At 68.8% G+C, this 16,599-nt stretch carries 16 protein-coding genes and 1 pseudogene; 7 read left to right on the plus strand and 10 right to left on the minus strand.

The annotated features are described in order from the left end of the window. Nucleotides 1–27 precede the first annotated feature (27 nt). From GQE99_RS00335 to GQE99_RS00345, 3 genes are read left to right on the plus strand one after another with little or no spacing between them, the layout of a single operon-like run. The gene (locus GQE99_RS00335) at nt 28–603 is read left to right on the plus strand and encodes a TRAP transporter small permease (protein ID WP_161349599.1); all 576 of its coding nucleotides are present in this window, start codon (nt 28–30) and stop codon (nt 601–603) included. Beyond that, complete coding sequence (locus GQE99_RS00340; protein WP_161349600.1) at nt 600–2,081, plus strand: TRAP transporter large permease; 1,482 nt, start codon at nt 600–602, stop codon at nt 2,079–2,081. Before GQE99_RS00335 ends, GQE99_RS00340 begins: the two co-directional genes overlap by 4 nt. A 40-nt stretch (nt 2,082–2,121) precedes the next feature. Next, nucleotides 2,122–2,739, plus strand: a complete 618-nt coding sequence (locus tag GQE99_RS00345; protein ID WP_161349601.1) for a TetR/AcrR family transcriptional regulator — start codon at nt 2,122–2,124, stop codon at nt 2,737–2,739. 1 nt (nt 2,740) lies between these two features. Here the strand turns inward: GQE99_RS00345 and GQE99_RS00350 are convergent, their stop codons facing one another. Genes GQE99_RS00350 through GQE99_RS00370 form a run of 5 tightly spaced genes read right to left on the minus strand, consistent with a single transcriptional unit; the run spans nt 2,741 to nt 7,961 of the window. Then, on the minus strand, nt 2,741–3,517 hold the full coding sequence (locus GQE99_RS00350) for an IclR family transcriptional regulator (protein WP_161349602.1): 777 nt from the start codon (nt 3,515–3,517) through the stop codon (nt 2,741–2,743). A gap of 28 nt (nt 3,518–3,545) precedes the next feature. Continuing rightward, a complete protein-coding gene (locus GQE99_RS00355; protein ID WP_161349603.1) occupies nt 3,546–5,120 on the minus strand; it encodes an AMP-binding protein in 1,575 nt (524 codons plus the stop codon). After that, the gene (locus GQE99_RS00360) at nt 5,117–5,902 is read right to left on the minus strand and encodes an enoyl-CoA hydratase/isomerase family protein (protein WP_161349604.1); all 786 of its coding nucleotides are present in this window, start codon (nt 5,900–5,902) and stop codon (nt 5,117–5,119) included. Before GQE99_RS00360 ends, GQE99_RS00355 begins: the two co-directional genes overlap by 4 nt. Beyond that, nucleotides 5,899–6,822, minus strand: a complete 924-nt coding sequence (locus GQE99_RS00365) for an acyl-CoA dehydrogenase family protein (protein ID WP_161349605.1) — start codon at nt 6,820–6,822, stop codon at nt 5,899–5,901. Before GQE99_RS00365 ends, GQE99_RS00360 begins: the two co-directional genes overlap by 4 nt. Beyond that, on the minus strand, nt 6,819–7,961 hold the full coding sequence (locus GQE99_RS00370; protein ID WP_161349606.1) for an acyl-CoA dehydrogenase family protein: 1,143 nt from the start codon (nt 7,959–7,961) through the stop codon (nt 6,819–6,821). The genes GQE99_RS00365 and GQE99_RS00370 overlap by 4 nt, the downstream gene beginning before the upstream one ends. 201 nt (nt 7,962–8,162) lie before the next feature. Between GQE99_RS00370 and GQE99_RS00375 the strand changes: the two genes are divergently transcribed. From GQE99_RS00375 to GQE99_RS00385, 3 genes are read left to right on the plus strand one after another with little or no spacing between them, the layout of a single operon-like run. Next, nucleotides 8,163–9,293, plus strand: a complete 1,131-nt coding sequence (locus tag GQE99_RS00375) for an acyl-CoA dehydrogenase family protein (protein ID WP_161349607.1) — start codon at nt 8,163–8,165, stop codon at nt 9,291–9,293. Then, nucleotides 9,290–10,201, plus strand: coding sequence for an acyl-CoA dehydrogenase family protein (locus GQE99_RS00380; protein WP_161349608.1), 912 nt, complete (start codon nt 9,290–9,292; stop codon nt 10,199–10,201). The genes GQE99_RS00375 and GQE99_RS00380 overlap by 4 nt, the downstream gene beginning before the upstream one ends. Before the next feature lie 11 nt (nt 10,202–10,212). Beyond that, nucleotides 10,213–11,016, plus strand: coding sequence for an SDR family NAD(P)-dependent oxidoreductase (locus tag GQE99_RS00385; protein ID WP_161349609.1), 804 nt, complete (start codon nt 10,213–10,215; stop codon nt 11,014–11,016). 66 nt (nt 11,017–11,082) lie between these two features. On the opposite strand, the gene GQE99_RS00390 is transcribed toward GQE99_RS00385, so the two are convergent. The 3 genes from GQE99_RS00390 to GQE99_RS00400 all read right to left on the minus strand — a co-directional run bounded on the left by GQE99_RS00390 (nt 11,083) and on the right by GQE99_RS00400 (nt 13,146). Next, nucleotides 11,083–11,586, minus strand: a complete 504-nt coding sequence (locus tag GQE99_RS00390; protein WP_161349610.1) for an isoprenylcysteine carboxyl methyltransferase family protein — start codon at nt 11,584–11,586, stop codon at nt 11,083–11,085. Further along, nucleotides 11,586–12,650 (minus strand): type III polyketide synthase, encoded by a 1,065-nt coding sequence (locus tag GQE99_RS00395; RefSeq protein ID WP_161349611.1) that lies wholly within the window; start codon nt 12,648–12,650, stop codon nt 11,586–11,588. Before GQE99_RS00395 ends, GQE99_RS00390 begins: the two co-directional genes overlap by 1 nt. A gap of 208 nt (nt 12,651–12,858) precedes the next feature. Beyond that, nucleotides 12,859–13,146 carry a sll1863 family stress response protein gene (locus GQE99_RS00400; protein ID WP_161349612.1) on the minus strand — a complete coding sequence of 96 codons (288 nt, stop codon included), beginning with the start codon at nt 13,144–13,146 and terminating at the stop codon, nt 12,859–12,861. 124 nt (nt 13,147–13,270) lie between these two features. On the opposite strand from GQE99_RS00400, the pseudogene GQE99_RS00405 reads away from it, so the two are divergent. After that, nucleotides 13,271–14,104: pseudogene (locus tag GQE99_RS00405) on the plus strand (tripartite tricarboxylate transporter permease); the annotation flags it as partial. Nucleotides 14,105–14,152: 48 nt separating this feature from the next. On the opposite strand, the gene GQE99_RS00410 reads toward GQE99_RS00405, so the two are convergent. Together GQE99_RS00410 and GQE99_RS00415 are read right to left on the minus strand one after the other, a co-directional pair. Beyond that, entirely contained in the window at nt 14,153–15,787 is a 1,635-nt protein-coding gene (locus GQE99_RS00410; RefSeq protein ID WP_161349771.1) for an acyl-CoA synthetase, read from the minus strand. Nucleotides 15,788–15,789: 2 nt separating this feature from the next. After that, a complete protein-coding gene (locus tag GQE99_RS00415) occupies nt 15,790–16,593 on the minus strand; it encodes an enoyl-CoA hydratase (RefSeq protein WP_161349613.1) in 804 nt (267 codons plus the stop codon). Nucleotides 16,594–16,599 lie beyond the last annotated feature (6 nt).

A 16,599-nucleotide genomic window follows, 5' to 3' on the forward strand; every position in this document is an offset into this window, starting at 1 on the left:
ACGGGCGCACGGGCGACACTTCATTCCATGTCTGATGCCACCACTCACGACGACACGGCGCCGCGACCCGATCCGGTTCTCCTGAGGATCGTCGACGCCGTCGCGCTCGCCCTTGCCCTGGTCGCCGGTGCGGCGCTGATCCTTCTCGCGCTGAACGTGCTGGTCGATGTGATCGGGCGGGCGGCGTTCAACAAGCCGTTCACCGGAACGCTCGAATATACCGAGAACTGGTGGATGCCGACGCTCACCCTGCTGGCCTTCGCCTACACGGAGCGCAAGCAGGAACACATCAAGGTGACGATCCTGCTCGACACGCTGCCCTTGCGCATGCGTCGCGCCGTCGAGGGCGTGTTCGGCGCGATCGCCACGGTGCTGCTCCTCGCGCTCGCCTGGCATGGGTTGAGCGAAGCGCTGGAAGCGGCCGAGTACGGGCAGACCACCGCCTCGAGCCCGCCGGTGGCGATCTGGCCCTTCAAGGTCGCGGCCCCGGTGGGCGTGCTTGCGCTGGCGCTCCAGATGGCCGCGACGAGCTATCGCTACCTCGCGGGCCATCTGCCGCATGCCGCGGACGACGACGAGGCGCACGAGGGCGAAGCGATATGACCAGCCAGACCGAAACCCTCACCGGACCGGGCCGCACCGCGTCGCGCATCGGCATGACGATCTTCGTCCTTGGCCTGATCGTGGCCGGCGGGGCGCTCTGGGGCATGCTGGCCGCCGACCTGTCCAAGGAAATCACCGGGCTGCTCATCATCGTGCTGTCCATCGTCCTTCTGCTCATGGGCATTCCCGTGGGCGTCGCCATGCTGGGCGCCGCGGTGGTCGGGCTCTACGCGCTGACCGGCGGACGGGTCGTCCGCTCGACGATGGAGAGCGTGGCCTTCGACGCGACCGCCTCCTGGTCTCTGTCGGTGATCCCGATGTTCATCCTGATGGGCATGATCCTGTGGAAGTCCGGGCTCACCACCTCGGCCTTCTCCGCCGCGCGCATGTGGCTGGGCTGGATGCCCGGCGGGCTCGCGGTGGCCACGAACTTCGCAGGGGCCGCGCTGGCGGCCAGTTCGGGCAGCACCATCGGCATCACCTATGCGCTGGGCCGGGTGTCGATCCCGGAGATGCTGAAGTCGGGCTACCATCCGCAGCTCGCCGTCGGCAGCGTGGCCGCCGCGGGGACACTGGGACAGATCATCCCGCCCTCGCTGCTGCTCGTCGTCTACGCCGGGGCCGCGTCGCTCCCGGTCGGGCAGCAGCTGCTCGCGGGCGTGGTGCCGGGGGTGATCCTCGCCGTCGCCTTCGGGGCCATGATCGTGCTTCACGCCTCGTTGCGCCCCGGCCTCGCGCCGCGCGCCGACATGTCCGACGTGACCTGGTCGATGCGGATCCGCGCCCTGATCGAGGGCACCCCGATCGCCATCGTGATCCTGATCGTCATCGGCGGCCTCTTCGCCGGTATCTTCACGGCGACCGAGGCGGGGGTCTGCGGCATGATCGCCGCGCTGATCCTGGGGGTGATCCACCAGCTTCGCCAGGGCACGCGCGTGCGGGCCATCGGCGTGATGCTGCGCGAGGCGTTGGTCGGCACGCTGACCGGCACCGCCTCGGTCTTCCTGCTGATCGTGGGGGTCGCCGTCCTGACCCGCGCTATGGCGCTGAGCCAGGTGCCCAACTTCATCGCGACCGGCATCGCCGAGATGGGACTGGGCCGGGTGGAACTGCTGTTCATCCTGATCGGCGCCTACCTGATCCTCGGCATGTTCATGGACACGCTGGCGATGATGCTCCTCACCATCCCCGTGCTTCTTGGGCCGCTCGCATCGGTCGGGGTGGATCCGCTCTGGTTCGGCGTGTTCCTTGTGGTCATGGCCGAGGTCGGGCTCCTGACGCCACCGCTGGGCATCCTCACCTTCATCGTCCACCGCATCGCGTCCGATCCGGAGGCGAACCTCGGACGCCCGATCTCGCTGGGCACCGTGTTCCTGGGCGTGCTGCCCTTCGCGCTGACCGCGATCGCCGTGGTGATCCTCCTGATCCTCGTGCCCGACATCGTGACCTGGCTGCCCGGGGCCAGCACGGGCCGGTGAGGGGTTGCGCCGCATCCGGGATCCGGGGCAGGGGAAGGTCATGACGCGCGCCGAACTGGGATCCAAGAAAGACCGCCGCGAGGCGTCCGACCGCAGGATGCTGCGGGCGGCGACGGCGCTGATCAGCAAGGGCGGCATCGCGGGCGCCAAGCTGGCCCAGATCGGGATCGACGCGGGCTACAGCCCCAATCTGCCCGTGCAGCGTTTCGGCACCAAGCTCGCGCTGCTCATTGCCGTGCTGGACGGGATCGAGGACCGGTTCCTGCGCCATGTCGAGAACCGGGTCGGCGAGAAGCGCGGGGTCGCGGCCTTGGCCGAGCGCATCCGACTTCAACTCGAAGCGGTGCGCGACATGCCCGAAAGCGCCATCGCGCTCTACCACCTGATCATCGAAAGCACCGGCTCCATGCCGGATCTGAAACCGCGGGTGGCGGGGCTTCAGAAGGCCTACCACGACAATCTGCATACCTATCTCGAACAGGCGCAGGCGGCAGGCGAGCTCGCGCCGGACGCGGACATCAACCGGGCGGCGCGGCTGATCTCCGGCGCCATCAGCGGCATGTCGATCCAGGCCATCGTGGACGAGCGGACGAAGGAACTGGGCGACGACGCCGAGGCGCTGGCCGCCCAGCTGCTCGCGCCGATCCTGGCCCGTTAGATCAACGGGCCGCGATGCGGGTCCGGGTGGCCTCGATTTCTTCGCGGATGATGCTTTTCCACGTCGCGATGCGCGCGTCGTCCACTTCCTCGGTGTGGACCGCGATGGAAATGGCGAGATCGGGTTCCTCCGCAAAGGCGCGCACGCCCATGCCCAGCCCGTAGATCGAGCGGTAGGCGCGGCCGCGACTTTCGGAAAAGCCCGTCGCGCGGGTCTCGGCCACCGCCTCGCGCACCGTGTCGGCGTCGAGGCTTTCGAACACGTCGAGCTCGGGGGCGATCGTCGCGATCACCCGCTCGGCCGTGTCGTCCGGCAGGCCCGCCAAGAGCGCCGTCGCCCCGGCGCCGACGCCCAGGTAACGCCGCTGGCCGACCTCGACCGGGATCACGCGGATGACCGCGCGCCCCTCGGCCTTGTGGACGCAGACCGCCTCGAAGCCCGAGCGGCGCATGAGGTAGGTGGTCACGTTCGACCGCTCGGCGACCCTGTCCACGCAGGCGGTCCAGGGGGCGAGTTCGAGCACCCGGTCGCTCACGGCGAGGCCCAGCTCGTAGCTCAGCATGCCCACCTCGTACTTGCGCGAGGCCGGGTTGTAGGCGGCGAGCCCGGTGTCGGTCAGGCTTTTCAGGATGCGGTGCGTGGTGGAGCGGGGCAGCCCCACGGCCTCGGAGATGTTGCGCAGGTTCATCGGCGCATCGCCCGAGACATGGGCGATCTGCTTCAGGATCGCGGCCGCGCGCCGGATCGCCTGCGTCCCGTCCTGGTTCTCGTCTTTCATGGGCTCTCCCCGCCAGTGTTGCGGCACATTAGCCGCTCTCGCCGGCCCCCGCCACCAGCGCGGCGGCCCTTTTGCGCAGGTCCGGCTTCTGCACTTTGCCCACCGCGTTCATGGGCAGGGCATCGACCCGCTCAAGCCGCTCGGGGAACTTCTGTTTGGCGAGCCCGGCGCGCGCCAGGTGAGCGGTCATCGCTTCGAAGTCGAAACCGTCCCCGGCCACCACGAAGGCGACCACCATCTCGCCGCGCGTCGGGTCGGGCGCGCCGACGATGGCGACCTGCGCGACCTCCGGGTGGGTCAGGAGCGCGTTCTCGATCTCGAGCGGGCTGATGTTCTCGCCCTTGCGGATGATGATGTCCTTCTTGCGCCCGGTGATGACCAGGAAGCGGTCGTCGACGATCCGGCCCAGGTCGCCCATGCGGAAGAAACCGTCCTCGGTAAAGGCGCCGTCGTCATGGGCCGGGTCGAGGTAACCGGGGAACATCTGGGGGCCACGCAGCAGAACCTCGCCGTCCTCGAGCCGCGCCTCGATGGCCAGCTCGCCGTCCGTGTCCGTATGGGTCTCGGCAGCGGCCCGGTCGCGGATGCCGGGGCAGGCCAATGGCACCTCTGTCGACCCATAGGCGCGCGACACGACCGTATCGGGCCACGCCGTCAGCGCCTCCTGCACAAGCTCGGGCGGCACGGAGGCCCCGCCGCAGACAAACCGGCGCAGCGATGGCAGGGTGGTCCCGGCGACGCGCGCGGCGTCGAGCAGGCCGGACAGGAACGGCGTCGCGCCGGCCATGAAGCTCGCACCTTCGGCGTCGATGCGTGACGCTGCGCGCGCCGGGTCCCAGCCATCCTCCAGCACGGTCCGGCAGCCCGTGATCCACGGAAATTCGAACGCGTAGATCGACCCGCCGATGTGACCGATCGGGGAGGGGACGAAGAGCACGTCTTCGCCGTCCATGGCCCAGAACCCGGCCGTGCGGCGTACCACGGCGTCCATGCTGTCGTGCGTATGGATCACGCCCTTCGGCGCCCCGGTGCTGCCCGAGGTGAAGATGATCAGCTTCGCGTCGCGGCTGTCGGGCAGGCGCGGCGCCGCTGGCGCCCCGTCCAGCAGGACGTCGAACGACAGCTCGCCGTCCCCGCGCACCGTCACGACATGTGCCGGGGGCTTTTCCAGCGAGGCGATGAGCCCCGGGTAGTCCACCTTGCCCGCCGGCGGGATGAAGATCGCTTCGACCCCGCAGGTCGGCAGGATCGCGGACAGCTCGGCCGCGCGGTAGATGGGGAGCAGCGGCACGACGCGGTAGCCGGTCAGCGCGGCGGCGAGGTTGATGACCGTCGCTTCCCACCAGTTCGGGAGCTGAAAGGCGATTGCCGCCCCGGGTGTCAGGCCGAGCCGGTCGAGCCCGCCGGCGAGCCGCAGCGCCATGTCGAGCATGCCCTGGCGCGTCAGCCGCATGTCGCCCTGCCGGATCACCTCGCGTTCCGGGTCCGCGGCGGCCAGTTGCAGCGCGATCTCGCCGAGCGTCGGTTGGCGCGGCGCCCGGTGACGCCCGGCGGCATCCAGGGCCGCCATGCGGGCGGCCAGCCTTTCGACCGCCGCGCTCATGGCTTCTTCGTCTTGGCCAGGAATGCCTCGACCCGCGCGCGATGCTCGTCGCTGCGCACGCTGAGCGTTTCATAGGCGATGCCGGGTTCCATCATCTCGTGGGCCAGGCGCTTGAGCTCCATGTTCATGACGACCTTGGTCCAGCGGATCGCCTGGGTCGCGCCGCCGAGCAGCGTCTCGCAGAATTCGTCCACGGCGGCGTCGAGCGCGTCGTCGGCCACCACGTGATTGACCAGCCCGATCTCGCCCGCGCGCGCGGCCGTCAGGATCTCGCCGGTGAACAGGAATTCCTTGGCCCGGTGGAGACCGACGAGCGCGGGCCAGATGATCGCCCCGCCGTCCCCCGCGACGAGCCCGATCGACACGTGCGGATCGCCGATCTTCGCGCTCTCGGCCGCGAAGGTGACGTCGCAGAACAGGGCGATCGTGGCGCCGAGGCCGACGGCGGGTCCGTTGATGCGCGCGATGACGGGCTTCTCGATCTCCAACAGCGTGAAGATCAGAGCCTTGGCCTCTTCGGCCTCGGTGTCGAAAAGCTCCGGTTTCTCGAGGACCCGCGCCATCCCGGCGATGTCGCCGCCTGCCGAGAACGCCCGGCCCGCGCCGGTGATCACCACCACGTCCGACCCGGCGTCGTCGCGCGCGAAGGCCAGTGCGTCGATGATCTCGCGGTGCATCGGACCGCCGAACGCGTTGAGCGCCTCTGGCCGGTTCATCATGATCGTCAGCCGCCGCCCGTCACGCGTGAGGCGTAGGGTTTCGAAGTCCGGCGTGTCGCTCATCGTTTGTCCCATCTTGCATCGGCGTAGTCGAGAAGCGCCTGCGGCGCGCCCCCCATCTCGGCCCGCAGCGCGCGGGCGCGGTAGGTCCAGCGGTGCAGCGGGTGCTCGAGCGTGAGCCCCATGGCGCCCATGAACTGGTGCAGATCATAACCGATCCGCGTGGCATGGGATTGCAGATGCCCCAGTGCCAGCGCCGCATCTGCCGGGTCACGGCTGTCGGCGGCGCGCAGGGTCAGAAGCTGCGCCCCCTCGATCCAGACCGCGTCTTCGGCAAGCCGGTGTTGGATGCCCTGGAAGCTCCCCAGCGGTCGCCCGAACTGCGCGCGCTCACGCACGTGCTCCAGCACGGAGGCCAGACCGCCGGCCAGCGCCCCGCCAAGCTCGGCGGCCAGGGCCACCTGCCAGAGCGTGCGGACCGCGTTCGGGTCGACATCGAGCGGCTGCCAGTCGGGTGCGTCGTCGAGCATGCCCATCGGGTAGGCATAGAGGCTTTCCACAGGCGCGCCCCGGCCTTCGATCTGCGCCCAGCGGATGCCCGCGTCGGTGATCGACAGGAGGGAGCGGGCCTGCGGCAGGAACCGGATCGCGCCGGGCGCATCGTCCACGCGGACCGCGAGCGGGCGGGGAAGCTCCTGGCCCAGGAAGGGGCGCAGGAGCGCCGTTGCAGCGCATTCGATCACGACCGGCGCCTTCGCGACCTCGTGCACCATCGCGGCGGCCGCGACAGCGCCCAGGTCATCTTCGCGCGCCGCGTCGAAAAACCCCGCCTCCTCAAGCCGCGCGTCGAGCGCGTGGCCATAGTCGAAGCGCCCCCAGCCGTCGACCGTGCGGAAGCCGGCTTCCGTGTCGTCCGACAGCATCTGGGCCAGCACGGTGGCGAAGGTCGCCTGGTCTTCGTTGAAGGCAAGCCGCATGGTCATGCCCCCTTGGGCAGGTTGAGGTGGCGGCGCGCCACCAGGTTCAGTTGAATCTCGGCCGCGCCCGCCGCGATGCCCGTCACGATCGCGCGCTCGTGGTGGGCCTGGAAGGCGGGGTGCCCGTCGCCCGAGAAGCAGTCGGGCAGGAAGTCCATCCCGAAATCCGTGACCTTGTGGTCGGCCTCGACCACGGCCACGCGTGCAAGGTTCGCGGCGGTGCCCGGCGGCTCGCCCCGGGCGCGTTCGTCCACTACGCGGTAGACCAGCATGCGCGCCGATTCGCAGGCCATCGCGGCCTCGGCCGCTTTGCTGCGCACGATGGCGTTGCCGAACGACTCGCGCGCCTTGAGCTCGGCCACCATCGCGTCGAGCTCGCGCGACGACATTTCGTAGCGCGGGATGCCGACCCGTTCGTTCGACAGCGCGTAGGAGATGATGTTCCAGCCCTCGCCCTCCTGGCCCAGCCGGCAGGAGGTCGGCACGCGTACGTCGGTGAAGAAGACCTCGTGGATGTCGCCGTGTCCGATCAGGCTGGGGATGGCGCGCACCTCGATGCCGGGGGTATCCATCGGGACGAGGAAGACCGCGATTCCCTCGCGGCCCTCGCCGGTGCGCGCGAGCAGGAAGCACGTTTCGGCCATGCCGGCGTAAGAGGTCCAGATCTTCTGCCCGTTGATCACGTAGTCGTCGCCGTCGCGCAGGGCGCGCGTGCGCAGCGCGGCGAGGTCGGAGCCGGCGCCCGGTTCGGAAAACCCCTGGCACCAGATCGCGCGTCCCGAGGCCATCGGAGGCAGGTAGCGCGCCTGTTGCTCTTCGGAGCCGTAGCGCATCAGAACCGGGCCGATCCAGTTCACGTTCATGTACTGTCCGCCGCGCGGCTCCCCGGCCGCCCACATTTCTTCGCCGAGGATGAAATGCTCCCACGTCGGCCGGTCGGCGCCGCCCCATTTCTCGGGCCAGTGCGGCACGAGAAGGCCGGCGTCGGCCAGCTTGGGGCAGAACGTGAGGCTGAATTCCGTCTGTTCGCGTGACCCGGGGCCATGACGCGCGATAGACTGCCAGTCGGCAGGCAGCTCACTGTCGAGGAAATCGCACACCTTCGTGCGAAACGCGTCGTTTTCGGCCGACCACGCGAAATCCATCCAGCACAACTCCCATATAGTGAGACATATTTGCTCGCATTATCTTTCTGCGAAAATGCCCAGAGCTGTTGCCGGTGTCAACCTTTGCCGCCTTGACCTGATCCTTTCTCGACGTATAGCCTCGGAGCAGCGCCGCCCCGGGGCAGGCGTCGTTTGTGAGCATTGTCCCGCTATATGGAATTTATGAGGGCCAGAAGGCACATGGAACTCACGCCGACATCCGAGGACGAGGCATTTCGCCGGGCGGCCCGCGACTGGCTCCTGGCCAACCGGCCCGCGGGTCCCGCGCCGCGCGAAGGACGGGCATCGCGCGATTACGCCACCGACTGGCTCGCGCGCTGTCATGCGGGCGGTTGGTCCGGTTTGGCGTGGCCGTCCGACTACGGCGGGCAGGGGCTGTCACCCGAGCGCCTCATCCTGTGGTACGAGGAATACGTGCGCGCCCGCGCGCCCTCCGCGCTCGATTGCACCTTCGTGGCGTTGAACCATGCGGGGCCCACGGTGATCGCACGCGGAACCGAGGCGCAGAAGGCGTTCCACCTGCCGCGCATTCTGGAGGGCCGTTCGATCTGGTGCCAGGGCTTCTCGGAACCGGGGGCCGGGTCGGACCTTGCCAGCCTGCGCACCACGGGACGGGTCGAGGGCGACGTGCTTGTGGTCAACGGTCAGAAGATCTGGTCGAGCTACGCCGACATCGCCGACTACCAGGAACTGCTTATCCGGACCGAACCGGGCTCGTCGCGCCACAAGGGGCTGTCCTGGGTGATCTGCGACATGACCTTGCCGGGCATCACCGTGCGCCCGATCGAGAACATGGCCGGTGTCACCCATTTCGCCGAGGTCTTCTACGACGACGTGCGTATCCCGCTCGACAACGTGGTGGGCGACCTGCATGACGGCTGGTCGGTCGCGATGACCACGCTGGCGTTCGAACGGCGCACGGCCGCGCTCGCCCTCCAGCTCGAGCTGTCGGTGAAGGTCGAGGACCTGATCGCGCTGGCCGACGCCCCCGCCGGGTCTGCCACCGCCGCGCGGCTTGCCGACCTGCGCGCCGAGGCCGCCGCGATCCGCGCGATGACCTGGCGCACCGCGCTGCGCGAACCCGCGACACCCTTCGACGGCTCGCTCGTGCGGCTGAGCTTCGCGGAGCTGGCGCAGAAGGTGCACCGCGCCGCGATGGACATCCTGGGTCCCGCCGGGCTGACCGACGGCCATTGGTCCCACGACTACCTCGAAAGCTATTCGGAGACGATCGCCGGCGGCACCGCCGAGATCCAGCGCAACATCATCGCCGAGCGCGTGCTCGGCCTGCCACGGGAGCCGCGGGCATGAGTTTCGATCTGACCCCGGGCGAGGACCTGCGCCAGATCCTCGACGCCGCCGAGACCATGCTGGGCACCCACTACCCGGTCGCGCGCTTGGGTGAGGGGCAGGTCGACGACCTCGCCCCGCTCGAGGACTTCGGCGCCTTCGCCCTCGCGGTGGCCGAGGACGACGGCGGGGCGGGCTTCACGCTGGTGGAGGAGGCGCAGCTTCACGTTGCGCTGGGGCGCCACCTCGTGACGCCACGCGCGCTCGCCACGGCCGTGGCCCGCAGGCTCGATGCGGGGGCGACGGTCTGCGCCGGTGTCGCGGAAGGGGAGGGCTGGCTCGCCCTCGACCCCGATGGGGCGGAGGCGATCCTCGTGCGCGACGGTGGCGGGCTGGTCCTTGCCGCGCTTGGCGACACCACGCCGGTCGAGGCGCTGGGCCATGCGATGCCGATGGCGCGGGTCGCGCCCGGTGCGGACAACCGGCGCGCGGATGCGGCGACAGAGGCCGTCGCGCGCCTGCTCACCTCGGCGCAGCTTCTGGGCGTCGCGACGGGGGCCTGCGACCTGGCCGTCGAGTACGCCCGGACGCGTGAACAATTCGGCCGCCCCATAGGCAGCTTCCAGGCGATCAAACACCAGGCCGCGGACATGGCGATCGGGATCGAACAGGTCTCGGCACTGGTCGACATGGCGGCGATCGCCCTGCGCGACGGTCACGAAGACGCGGGCTTCCAACTGTCTGCCCTGGCCCGCCTTGCCCCGCGCGTGGCGCTCGCCAACGCGCGGACCGGCATCCAGATCCACGGCGGCATCGGCTTTTCCGCCGAGGCCGACGCCCATCTCTATCTCAAGCAGGCGCATGTGTTGCGCCAGTTCCTCGGCGCGGACGACATCATGTCCCACTCCGCGCCGCTCACGCCGTACTGAAAGGACAGTCCATGCGAACCGCCCTGATCACCGGCGCATCCAGCGGCATCGGCCTTACCACGGCGCGCAAGTTCCTGAGCGAAGGGGTCGCCGTCGTCGGTGTCGCCCGCGATCCGGCGAAACTGGATGCGGCCGTGAAATCCTGCGCCGACCTGCCAGCCCCGATGGTGCCCTGCGCCGTCGACATCACCGGGGACGACGCGCCCGCCCGCGCGGTGCAGACCGCGCTCGACGAATTCGGGCGCCTCGATCACCTGGTGAACAACGCCGGCATCGGCAGCCCCGAGCCGGTTCATACCACGGACGACGAAACGCTCGACCGTTTCCTCGGCATCATGCTGCGCGCGCCCTTCCGGTTGGCCCGGGAGGCACTGAAGGGCTTCGGCGACACGGCCACGATCGTCAACGTGTCCTCGACCTACGCGCTGGTCGGGGGGCTGCGTGGCGGCGCGTATTCCGCGGCCAAGGCGGGGCTGAACGGACTGACGCTCCACATGGCCGCGCAATATGGCGCCGCGGGTATCCGGTCGAACGCGGTCGCCCCGGGCGTGATCCCGACCCCGATGACCGAGCATCGGCTGGAGGTCGAAGCGTTCCGCCGGATGAACCACGATATGACGCCCGCCGCCCGGTGGGGCACCGTCGAGGACGTGGCCGAGGCGATCTGGTTCCTGTCCTCACCGAGTTCCGGCTGGATCAACGGCCAGGTGCTGGCCGTCGACGGCGGCTGGTCGTCCACCAAGTACCTTTCGGAAGCCGCCCTGACGGCAGAGCGGGCGGAGACGGATCCGGGATGGAGCCATTCGGGCCGGTGAAGTTGGTCGAGGGTCTTTGAACGGATCGCGACGGGTCCCGGGTGCCCCCGTTCGACTTGCCTCCGCCTAGGCCGACCCGTCCCTGAGCGGGGCGAGGGCCTCTTCTTCCGCGCGAATGCGAACCCAAAGCATCGCCGCGTTGAGCAGGGTGAAGAGGATGGCGAGCCAGATGAGGCCAAGCACCATCGGGGCCACGAATATCTCGGCCACCACGAGGGTGTAGTTGGGATGCTTGAGGTACCTGAACGGCCCGCGCGCGACCAGGGGCTCCGGCAGGACGATGATCCGCGTGGTCCAGCGGGGGCCGAGCGTCGCCAGGATCCAGACGCGCGCGACTTGCAGGATCACGAAGGCGGCGAGCCAGCCGTAGTGCACCGTTTCGTCGTGGCCGAACACGACAAGGCCCGCGATCCACGCGCTGTGCATGGCGACCATCACCGGGTAGTGCGACGCCCCGACCTCGTAGGCCCCCTTGGCCAGGAGGCGTGCCGTGTTGACCCGTGCGAGCGCGAGTTCGCCCAGGCGCTGCAGGACGATGAACCCGAGGAAGAGGAGCGTCGCGATCTCCATCAGGCGGCGCGCGGCTCGGCCCGCAGCGGCAGGTAGGACGCGGTGAACCCGGGGCCGAGGGCGCAGGCCATCATCTGCCCGCTCGCGCCGTTCTCCAGCGCCGCCTTCATGACGAAAAGCACCGTCGGGGCCGACATGTTGCCAGCCGCGCGCAGGACGTCACGTTCGGCGTCGAGGCTTTCAGAGCCGAGGTCGAGCGCGGACTCGATCGCCTCGAGGACCTTCGCGCCGCCGGGGTGGCAGACGTAACGGTCGATCTGCCCGTGATTCAGCCCCGCGGCGGACAGGGCCCGGCCCGTCGCCTCGGCGAATTCCGCGTGCACGAAGGACGGGATCGACCGGTCGAACACGACGCCGAAGCCGATGTCGTCCACGTCCCATCCCATGATGCCCAGCGTGTCGGGCCACATCCTCTGGTGACCCCGGCCCAGCTCGACCCGCTGCCCGTGGGCCGGCGGTTCGGATGACAGGCAGGCGCCCGCGGCCCCGTCGCCGAACAGGACGGCCGCGATGATGTCGGCCTTCTGGAGGCGATCGGCGCGAAACGCGACCGTGCAGGTCTCCACCACGACGAGGAGGACCTTGGTCCCCGGCGTGCCGTCGGCCAGTGTGCGCGCGATCGACAGGCCGGAGACGCCGCCGGCGCATCCCAGCCCGAACACGGGCACGCGCATGATGTGGTCGCGAAACCCCATCTCATTGAATACCTGCGCTTCGAGGGTGGGCGTCGCGATGCCGGTCGAGGACACCGTGACCACGCAATCGACCTCTGCGGCCGTCCAGCCGGCATCGCGCAGCGCCGACGTGGCCGCCTCGACGAAGAGCGCCCTGCCACCTTCCAGGTAGGCTTCGTTGCGCTCTTTCCACCCGTGCTCGTGCGAGAACCAGTCGAGCGGCACGACGGAATGGCGCCGGTCGACGCCCGCGGTCTCGAAAGCGCCGGCGAGCCGGTCGAACTGGGGATATCTGTCCGCGAAGAGCGCCGTGGCCCTCTCCTTCACGTCCGATTGCGCAAGGCAATTGGGCGGCAGGGCCGTGGACAGGCCGTGGAGATATGCCGGCATTCTTCTTCCCTTCCGCGAACGGTCGTCGGAGCCTCTGGTCCTGAGACTACGCCCGCCGCGTCGGGCCGGATCATGCACGGCCCGGTCGGATGAGCTCTCTTCAGGGTGATCCGGATCGCACATGGCGGCCCGGATGCCGACCGCTCGTGCACGGCCGGTCCGGGGCAGGTGTCCGGAAAACGTGGGTCCGGCGCGGTGGAGCGTCAGCCTATTGGAAGCGGTTCCAGGCCTTCTGGAACGAACTCGCGATGTTCTCCCAGGCGGTTTCCATCCCCTTGCGCATATCGTCCCACGCGGCGTCGCTTGCGGCCTGCGCCTCTTTCATCTTGTGCTGGAACTCGTCGCGCTGCTGGCGCATTTCGGCGAGCTGCTTTTCGTAGTTCGCCTTCTGCTCGGCCTCGGCGGCCTTGGCCTGGGCCTGCAATTTCTCGATTTCGGCGTTCCACTCGTCCAGCTTCGCCTTCATTTTTTCAACATATACGTCGCGGTCGCTCATGTTTCGCACCTCCTATTGCCCCCCGAGTGTGTCACAGGCGGGCCTGAATCCAAATAGCGATGGATAACCTGGGCGTTCGCGGGTGCCGGGCGCGCTCGGGTTCCCGGATCAGGGATCGGCGACGGCGGAGGGCAAGAAGCTGACCATCGGCCGGCTCTATCCGCCCATGTCGATGATCAAGCAGACCACGCCGACGATGCTGCGCACCTCGGTGCTGGGTTTCATCGCGGGCGTGTTGCCCGGGGCGGGGGCCTCGCTCGGCTCCTTCATCAGCTACTCTTTCGAGAAGCGGCTGGTCGACAAGGACAAGACCTTCGGCACCGGCGATCCGCGCGGTGTGGCCGCGCCGGAGGCGGGCAACAATGCTGCCGCCGGTGGCGCGCTCGTGCCCATGCTGGCGCTGGGCGTGCCGGGGTCGGGGACGACCGCGGTGCTTCTCGCCGTGCTCCTCAGCCTCAACATCACGCCGGGGCCACTTCTGTTCACGCAGAACCCCGACGTGGTCTGGGGCCTGATCGCCGCGCTCTTCATCGCGAACTTCATGCTGCTCGCGCTGAACATCCCGATGGTGGGCCTGTTCACCCGGGTCCTCCTGGTGCCGCCGCGCATCCTGATGCCGATCGTCGCGATGGTGAGCTTCGTGGGGATCTACGGCATTTCCGGGTCGACCTTCGACCTGCTGGTCATGATCGCCTTCGGCGTCGCGGGCTGGGTTCTGCGCAAGCTCGACGTGCCGCTGGTTCCGATCATCCTGGGTACGCTCCTGGGCAACGCGATGGAGAACAACCTGCGCCGCGCGATCACCATCGACAACGGCAACTGGTGGACCCTGATCGACAGCCCGCTGACGATCATCCTGTGGTCCATCGCCATCATCGGTTTCATCCTTCCGCTCGTGATCGGGCGTCGGGTGAAAGCCAAGATGCGCCGGGACGAGGAAGGCGCGCTGCAAGACTGACAAGAGGCCGGGGCGGCGTTCGACGCCGCCCCGGCCGTTCCGTTCGCGTCAGACGACCTCGGCCGAGGCCCGTTCGCGCAGGACGAATTTCTGGATCTTCCCCGTCGAGGTCCGGGGGATCGTGTCGAAGACGATCCGGCCCGGCACCTTGTAGGGCGCCAGGTGCTCGCGGCACCAGCTGCGCAAGGCCGCATCGTCCACCTCCTGCCCAGCATTCAGCTCGACGAAGGCGCAGGGCGTTTCGCCCCACTTGTCATGGGGCATGGCGACCACGGCCGCTACGGCGACCGCCGGGTGGCGATAGAGCGCTTCTTCCACCTCGATGGACGAGATGTTCTCGCCGCCCGAGATGATGATGTCCTTCGACCGGTCCTTGAGCTGGATGTAGCCGTCCGGATGCACCACGCCGAGGTCGCCCGAGTGGAACCAGCCGCCGGCAAGCGCTTTCCGCGTGGCCTCGGGGTTCCGGAAATACCCCTTCATCACCACGTTGCCGCGGAACATGACCTCGCCCATCGTTTCGCCGTCGCGCGGGACGGGCTGCATCGTTTCGGGGTCCAGCACGTCGAGCTGTTCGAGCGGCAGGTAGCGCACGCCCTGGCGCGCTTTGAGCCGGGCCTGCTCGGAGGCGGGCAGGGCGGACCAGTCGGCGTGCCATTCGTTGACCACGGCCGGGCCATAGGTCTCGGTCAGACCGTAGAGATGCGTCACGTCGAAACCTGCGGCGTCCATCTTGGCAAGCAGGCTTTCGGGCGGCGGCGCGGCGGCGGTGAAGAACTGCACGCGCCGGTCGAGCGCGCGCTTTTCGTCCTCCGCCGCGCTTTCGATCAGCGACATGACGATGGGCGCGCCGCACAGATGCGTCACCCCCTCGTCGGCCAGGGCCTGCCAGATCGGCGCGGCACGCACCTGGCGCAGGCAGACATGCGTGCCGATGACGGCCGAAAGCGTCCAGGGAAAGCACCAGCCGTTGCAATGGAACATCGGCAGGGTCCAGAGATACACGCTGTGCTTGGCCATCGACGTGGTCAACGCGTTGCCCTGTGCCAGCAGGTAGGCCCCGCGGTGGTGCGACACGACACCCTTCGGGTCGCCCGTGGTGCCTGACGTGTAGTTGATCGAGATCGCGTCCCATTCATCCTCGGGCATGAGCCACGCGAAACCGGGATCGCCCGCGGCGACGAACGCCTCGTAATCCTCCGCCCCGTCCATCGCGCCGGGGCCGGTGTATTCCGGATCGTCGTAGAGGATCACCTGCGGCGCGACCCTGGCCAGCGACAGCGCCTCGTCCATCAGGGGCGCGAATTCGCGGTCGACGATGACGACCTTCGACATGGCGTGATCCAGTTGGAAGGCGATGATCGCCGCGTCCAGCCGGGTGTTGATCGAATGCAGGACGGCGCCGCACATCGGCACGCCGTAGTGGCATTCCAGCATGGCCGGCGTGTTGGCCAGCATAGCCGAGACCGTGTCTCCGCGCCCCATGCCGCGCCCGGCCAGCGACGAGGCCAGCTGCCGGGCCCGGTCGTAGAACGTGGCGTAGCTGCGCCGCAGGTCCCCGTGCACGATGGCGGTGTGATCGGGAAAGACGCTGGCGGCGCGCTCCAGGAACGTCAACGGGGTCAGCGGCTGGTGGTTCGCCGGCGTCCGGTCGAGGCCGATGTCATAGGGGTTTTCGCTCATGCTCATCGGTCCTGCCACTGCGCCGCGCGCTTTTCGATGAAGGCGCCGATGCCCTCTTCGGCATCGTGGGCCAGCATGTTGTCGACCATCACCTGGCTGGCGTAGTCATAAGCTTCGGCCAGGGGTTTCTCGCGTTGCGCGTAGAAGGCGCGCTTGCCGGTGGCGAGCGTCATGGTCGACTTGGCGGCGACCTTGCCGGCCATCTCCGCCACGGCGTCGCGCAACGCGTCTTCCGGCACAGCGTCATTCACGAGACCGATCTCGGCCGCGCGCGTCGCGGAGATCATGTCGCCCGTCAGAAGCATCTCCATCGCGTGCTTGCTGGCGACATTGCGTGACAGGGCCACCATCGGGGTCGAGCAGAAGAGGCCGATGTGCACGCCGGGCGTGCTGAACCGTGCGGTATCCGACGCGAGGGCCAGGTCGCAACTGGCCACCAGCTGGCAGCCGGCGGCGGTGGCCACGCCGGTGACCTCGGCGATCACCGGCTTGGGACAATTCACGATCGCCTGCATGACGCCGGAGCACTGCGCCATGACGTATTCGAAATAGGCCCGGCCCCGGTCCGGCGCCTGCCGCCCGGCGGTCATCTCCTTCAGATCATGACCCGCACAGAACGCGGGGCCGTTCGCGGCGAGCACGATCACCCGGACCGCGGGATCGGCGCCCGCGTCGGCGAAGGCCGCGCCCAGTTCGGACAGCATCGCCTCGGACAGGGCGTTGCGTCGTCGCTCGTCGTTCATCGTGAGGCGCAGGATGCCGTCCGGCGCCAGGTCGCGCAGAAGGATGTCGCTGTGATTGGTCATGGCGCG

Source organism: Maritimibacter harenae (assembly GCF_009882975.1).
In the GTDB taxonomy this organism is placed as follows: Bacteria; Pseudomonadota; Alphaproteobacteria; order Rhodobacterales; family Rhodobacteraceae; genus Maritimibacter; species Maritimibacter harenae.

Bases quoted from the DNA above. Each gene is read 5' to 3' on its own strand.
- GQE99_RS00385 (WP_161349609.1), top strand. From the start codon at position 10,213: ATGCGAACCGCCCTGATCACCGGCGCATCCAGCGGCATCGGCCTTACC.
- GQE99_RS00400 (WP_161349612.1), bottom strand. From the start codon at position 13,146: ATGAGCGACCGCGACGTATATGTTGAAAAAATGAAGGCGAAGCTGGAC.
- GQE99_RS00410 (WP_161349771.1), bottom strand. From the start codon at position 15,787: ATGAGCGAAAACCCCTATGACATCGGCCTCGACCGGACGCCGGCGAAC.
- GQE99_RS00390 (WP_161349610.1), bottom strand. From the start codon at position 11,586: ATGGAGATCGCGACGCTCCTCTTCCTCGGGTTCATCGTCCTGCAGCGC.
- GQE99_RS00380 (WP_161349608.1), top strand. From the start codon at position 9,290: ATGAGTTTCGATCTGACCCCGGGCGAGGACCTGCGCCAGATCCTCGAC.
- GQE99_RS00395 (WP_161349611.1), bottom strand. From the start codon at position 12,650: ATGCCGGCATATCTCCACGGCCTGTCCACGGCCCTGCCGCCCAATTGC.
- GQE99_RS00375 (WP_161349607.1), top strand. From the start codon at position 8,163: ATGGAACTCACGCCGACATCCGAGGACGAGGCATTTCGCCGGGCGGCC.
- GQE99_RS00370 (WP_161349606.1), bottom strand. From the start codon at position 7,961: ATGGATTTCGCGTGGTCGGCCGAAAACGACGCGTTTCGCACGAAGGTG.
- GQE99_RS00415 (WP_161349613.1), bottom strand. From the start codon at position 16,593: ATGACCAATCACAGCGACATCCTTCTGCGCGACCTGGCGCCGGACGGC.
- GQE99_RS00365 (WP_161349605.1), bottom strand. From the start codon at position 6,822: ATGACCATGCGGCTTGCCTTCAACGAAGACCAGGCGACCTTCGCCACC.
- GQE99_RS00340 (WP_161349600.1), top strand. From the start codon at position 600: ATGACCAGCCAGACCGAAACCCTCACCGGACCGGGCCGCACCGCGTCG.
- GQE99_RS00345 (WP_161349601.1), top strand. From the start codon at position 2,122: ATGACGCGCGCCGAACTGGGATCCAAGAAAGACCGCCGCGAGGCGTCC.
- GQE99_RS00360 (WP_161349604.1), bottom strand. From the start codon at position 5,902: ATGAGCGACACGCCGGACTTCGAAACCCTACGCCTCACGCGTGACGGG.
- GQE99_RS00350 (WP_161349602.1), bottom strand. From the start codon at position 3,517: ATGAAAGACGAGAACCAGGACGGGACGCAGGCGATCCGGCGCGCGGCC.
- GQE99_RS00335 (WP_161349599.1), top strand. From the start codon at position 28: ATGTCTGATGCCACCACTCACGACGACACGGCGCCGCGACCCGATCCG.
- GQE99_RS00355 (WP_161349603.1), bottom strand. From the start codon at position 5,120: ATGAGCGCGGCGGTCGAAAGGCTGGCCGCCCGCATGGCGGCCCTGGAT.